This is a genomic window from Gordonia hankookensis, assembly GCF_014673215.1.
GTDB classification, from domain to species: domain Bacteria; phylum Actinomycetota; class Actinomycetes; order Mycobacteriales; family Mycobacteriaceae; genus Gordonia; species Gordonia hankookensis.
In genome coordinates this window covers 1-5,528 of sequence record NZ_JACWMS010000007.1, presented here as the reverse complement: position 1 = coordinate 5,528, position 5,528 = coordinate 1, and the positions used below count along the sequence as shown (strand labels likewise).

The 5,528-nt window shown below is 55.3% G+C and carries 3 rRNA genes; all 3 read left to right on the top strand.

The window, feature by feature from the left end:
• Window positions 1–224 precede the first annotated feature (224 nt).
• The 3 genes from IDF66_RS23730 to rrf all read left to right on the top strand — a co-directional run bounded on the left by IDF66_RS23730 (window position 225) and on the right by rrf (window position 5,521).
• Window positions 225–1,743, top strand: a 16S ribosomal RNA gene (locus tag IDF66_RS23730).
• 429 nt (window positions 1,744–2,172) lie between these two features.
• Window positions 2,173–5,304 (top strand): 23S ribosomal RNA (locus IDF66_RS23725).
• Window positions 5,305–5,404: 100 nt separating this feature from the next.
• A 5S ribosomal RNA gene (rrf, locus tag IDF66_RS23720) occupies window positions 5,405–5,521 on the top strand.
• The 16S, 23S and 5S rRNA genes sit together here, the layout of an rRNA operon.
• Window positions 5,522–5,528 lie beyond the last annotated feature (7 nt).

Below are 5,528 nucleotides of genomic sequence, written 5' to 3'. Positions count from 1 at the left end.
GGTGGGTGTGTGTTCTTTGAGAACTCGATAGTGTGTTGATGAATTGTCTGATGCCATTTGTTTGGCATCGTGTGTCCATGTTTTGTGGATATGAGATGGATTGTTTTTGTGGCACCTGCTTTTTGGGTGGGTGTTGCTAGTTTTTGTTTGGTCAGGTTTTTGTCTCTCTGGCTGAGATTGTGTTGAAAGTGCCGGCCTTTTGGGGTTGGTGTTTTTGATTGATTTTCATGGAGAGTTTGATCCTGGCTCAGGACGAACGCTGGCGGCGTGCTTAACACATGCAAGTCGAACGGAAAGGCCCCTTCGGGGGTACTCGAGTGGCGAACGGGTGAGTAACACGTGGGTGATCTGCCCCCAACTTTGGGATAAGCCTGGGAAACTGGGTCTAATACCGGATATGACCACATTTCGCATGGGGTGTGGTGGAAAGCTTTTGCGGTTGGGGATGGGCCCGCGGCCTATCAGCTTGTTGGTGGGGTAATGGCCTACCAAGGCGACGACGGGTAGCCGACCTGAGAGGGTGATCGGCCACACTGGGACTGAGACACGGCCCAGACTCCTACGGGAGGCAGCAGTGGGGAATATTGCACAATGGGCGGAAGCCTGATGCAGCGACGCCGCGTGAGGGATGACGGCCTTCGGGTTGTAAACCTCTTTCACCAGGGACGAAGCGTGAGTGACGGTACCTGGAGAAGAAGCACCGGCCAACTACGTGCCAGCAGCCGCGGTAATACGTAGGGTGCGAGCGTTGTCCGGAATTACTGGGCGTAAAGAGCTCGTAGGCGGTTTGTCGCGTCGTCTGTGAAATTCTGCAACTCAATTGTAGGCGTGCAGGCGATACGGGCAGACTTGAGTACTACAGGGGAGACTGGAATTCCTGGTGTAGCGGTGAAATGCGCAGATATCAGGAGGAACACCGGTGGCGAAGGCGGGTCTCTGGGTAGTAACTGACGCTGAGGAGCGAAAGCGTGGGTAGCGAACAGGATTAGATACCCTGGTAGTCCACGCCGTAAACGGTGGGTACTAGGTGTGGGTTCCTTTTCACGGGATCCGTGCCGTAGCTAACGCATTAAGTACCCCGCCTGGGGAGTACGGCCGCAAGGCTAAAACTCAAAGGAATTGACGGGGGCCCGCACAAGCGGCGGAGCATGTGGATTAATTCGATGCAACGCGAAGAACCTTACCTGGGTTTGACATACACCAGAAAGCTATAGAGATATAGCCCCCCTTGTGGTTGGTGTACAGGTGGTGCATGGCTGTCGTCAGCTCGTGTCGTGAGATGTTGGGTTAAGTCCCGCAACGAGCGCAACCCTTGTCCTGTATTGCCAGCGGGTTATGCCGGGGACTTGCAGGAGACTGCCGGGGTCAACTCGGAGGAAGGTGGGGATGACGTCAAGTCATCATGCCCCTTATGTCCAGGGCTTCACACATGCTACAATGGCCGGTACAGAGGGCTGCGATACCGTGAGGTGGAGCGAATCCCTTAAAGCCGGTCTCAGTTCGGATCGGGGTCTGCAACTCGACCCCGTGAAGTCGGAGTCGCTAGTAATCGCAGATCAGCAACGCTGCGGTGAATACGTTCCCGGGCCTTGTACACACCGCCCGTCACGTCATGAAAGTCGGTAACACCCGAAGCCGGTGGCCTAACCCTTGTGGAGGGAGCCGTCGAAGGTGGGATCGGCGATTGGGACGAAGTCGTAACAAGGTAGCCGTACCGGAAGGTGCGGCTGGATCACCTCCTTTCTAAGGAGCACACAACATCACTCATTACGCAGCCGTTCGTGTTGCGGTGGGTGTGTGTTCGAGGGTGAAACATCAGGCAGGCTGTGGTGCAACCGGTTATCGGTTGTGGCGTGGTTGTCGTCGGTCGTGAGGTCGGCGTGTCATCAGCACACTATCGGGGTTCTGAGGGAACACATGGTGTTGTCTCTGCCCAGGTGGCGGGTTGTCTTGGTGATGGTTCCTGTGATGGGGGCTGGAGGGGTGGCCGCATGTGGGTGTGTGTTGTTTGAGAAGTGCATAGTGGATGCGAGCATCTTTATTTGTCATGAACACTTCGGTGTTTGTGGTTGAAATCGAGATTTTTGTAGGTGATGTCTACATTCGATCCTCGCCGGCTGGTTGTCCTCGTTGTGGGGTGGTTGGTGGTGTGGGGGTGGTTTGTAGGTGTTGTTGTAAGTGTTTAAGGGCGTTCGGTGGATGCCTTGGCACCAGGAGCCGATGAAGGACGTGGTAGGCCGCGATAGTCCTCGGGGAGTTGTCAAACGAGCTGTGATCCGAGGGTGTCCGAATGGGGAAACCCAGCACGAGTGATGTCGTGTTACCCACCTGTGAATGTATAGCGGGTGTGGAGGGAACGTGGGGAAGTGAAACATCTCAGTACCCATAGGAAGAGAAAACAATTGTGATTCCGTGAGTAGTGGCGAGCGAAAGCGGAGGAGGCTAAACCATGCGCATGTGATACCTGGCAGGGGTTGTGTGTGTGGGGTTGTGGGGTTCATCTTCTCAGTGCTGCCGTGCTGGGGGTGAGTGATAAAACTGCGTGTTAGGTGAAGTGGCCTGGAATGGTCTGCCGTAGACGGTGAGAGTCCGGTAGCTGAAAACATGTGGTCTTGCTTGATGGATGCCCAAGTAGCAGCGGGCTCGTGGAATCTGCTGTGAATCTGCCGGGACCACCCGGTAAGCCTGAATACTTCCTGGTGACCGATAGCGGACAAGTACCGTGAGGGAAAGGTGAAAAGTACCCCGGGAGGGGAGTGAAATAGTACCTGAAACCGGACGCTTACAATCCGTCAAAGCCTGTGAGTCCTTGTGGCTGCGGGTGATGGCGTGCCTTTTGAAGAATGAGCCTGCGAGTTAGTGCTCGGTGGCAAGGTTAACCCGTGTGGGGTAGCCGTAGCGAAAGCGAGTCTGAATAGGGCGTGGAGTCGCCGGGTCTAGACCCGAAGCGGAGTGATCTACCCATGGCCAGGGTGAAGCGACGGTAAGACGTCGTGGAGGCCCGAACCCACTTCAGTTGAAAATGGAGGGGATGAGCTGTGGGTAGGGGTGAAAGGCCAATCAAACTCCGTGATAGCTGGTTCTCCCCGAAATGCATTTAGGTGCAGCGTTGCATGTTTCTTACCGGAGGTAGAGCTACTGGATGGCCGATGGGCCCTATCAGGTTACTGACGTCAGCCAAACTCCGAATGCCGGTAAGTGAGAGTGTGGCAGTGAGACTGCGGGCGATAAGGTTCGTGGTCGAGAGGGAAACAGCCCAGATCGCCGGCTAAGGCCCCTAAGCGTGTACTAAGTGGAAAAGGATGTGGGATCGCAGAGACAACCAGGAGGTTGGCTTAGAAGCAGCCACCCTTGAAAGAGTGCGTAATAGCTCACTGGTCAAGTGATCCTGCGCCGACAATGTAGCGGGGCTCAAGTACACCGCCGAAGCCGCGGCACTCCACCATGACATCCCTTCACCCTTACGGGGGTGGAGGTAGTGGGTGGGGTGGGTAGGGGAGCGTCCTGCATCCCTGGAAGCACCGGCGTGAGCTAGGTGTGGAGGGTGTGGGAGTGAGAATGCAGGCATGAGTAGCGAAAGCAGAGTGAGAAACTCTGCCGCCGGATGACCAAGGGTTCCTGGGCCAGGCTAATCCGCCCAGGGTGAGTCGGGACCTAAGGCGAGGCCGACAGGCGTAGTCGATGGACAACGGGTTGATATTCCCGTACCCGTGTATCCGCGTCCATGCTGAATCAGCTGTACTAACCATCCAAATGGTGATCGATTTCCTTCGGGAGACGTGAGCCGGCTGCATGGGACCTTGGCTGGTAGTAGGCAAGCGATGGGGTGACGCAGGAAGGTAGTGGGGCCAGTCAGTGGTAATACTGGTGTAAGCCTGTAGGACGAACGATAGGTAAATCCGTCGTTCATGTGTCTGAGAGGTGATGCGTAGCCGTTGAGGCGAATTCCATGATCCTATGCTGCCGAGAAAAGCCTCTAGCGAGTTGGTACACGGCCCGTACCCCAAACCAACACAGGTGGTCAGGTAGAGAATACTAAGGCGATCGAGAGAACTGTGGTTAAGGAACTCGGCAAAATGCCCCCGTAACTTCGGGAGAAGGGGGACCATGTCTGGTGATTGAGTTTTCCTCATGAGCTGGGTGTGGTCGCAGAGACCAGAGAGAAGCGACTGTTTACTAAAAACACAGGTCCGTGCGAAGTCGTAAGACGATGTATACGGACTGACGCCTGCCCGGTGCTGGAAGGTTAAGAGGACCGGTTAGTGCCCTTCGGGGTGCGAAGCTGAGAATTTAAGCCCCAGTAAACGGCGGTGGTAACTATAACCATCCTAAGGTAGCGAAATTCCTTGTCGGGTAAGTTCCGACCTGCACGAATGGCGTAACGACTTCTCTGCTGTCTCAACCACAGACTCGGCGAAATTGCAGTACGAGTAAAGATGCTCGTTACGCGCGGCAGGACGAAAAGACCCCGGGACCTTCACTATAGCTTGGTATTGGTGTTCGGTTCGGTTTGTGTAGGATAGGTGGGAGACTGTGAAGTGGGCACGCCAGTGTTCATGGAGTCGTTGTTGAAATACCACTCTGATCGTATTGGACTTCTAACCTCGGACCCTGATCGGGTTCAGGGACAGTGCCTGGTGGGTAGTTTAACTGGGGCGGTTGCCTCCCAAAATGTAACGGAGGCGCCCAAAGGTTCCCTCAGCCTGGTTGGCAATCAGGTGTTGAGTGTAAGTGCACAAGGGAGCTTGACTGTGAGACGTACATGTCGAGCAGGGACGAAAGTCGGGACTAGTGATCCGGCACCGGCAAGTGGAAGCGGTGTCGCTCAACGGATAAAAGGTACCCCGGGGATAACAGGCTGATCTTCCCCAAGAGTCCATATCGACGGGATGGTTTGGCACCTCGATGTCGGCTCGTCGCATCCTGGGGCTGGAGTAGGTCCCAAGGGTTGGGCTGTTCGCCCATTAAAGCGGCACGCGAGCTGGGTTTAGAACGTCGTGAGACAGTTCGGTCTCTATCCGCCGCGCGCGTCAGAAACTTGAGGAAACCTGTCCCTAGTACGAGAGGACCGGGACGGACGAACCTCTGGTGTGCCAGTTGTCCTACCAAGGGCACCGCTGGTTAGCTACGTTCGGAAGGGATAACCGCTGAAAGCATCTAAGCGGGAAGCCTGTTCCAAGATGAGGTTTCTCACCCCCTCAGAGGGGGTAAGGCCCCCCACAGACCATGGGGTTGATAGGCCAGAACTGGAAGTACAGCAATGTATGCAGGTGACTGGTACTAATCGGCCGAGGACTTACAACAACACTCATTCACTACAATGAGTTCGCATCCACTATGACACTTCTGAAACAACACACAACAGTAAAAACAAAACCCTTGTTGTGTGTGGGTTTCATAAAGTTACGGCGGCCATAGCGGAGGGGAAACGCCCGGTCCCATTCCGAACCCGGAAGCTAAGCCCTCCAGCGCCAATGGTACTGCACCCTAACCAGTGTGGGAGAGTAGGACACCGCCGAACACAACTC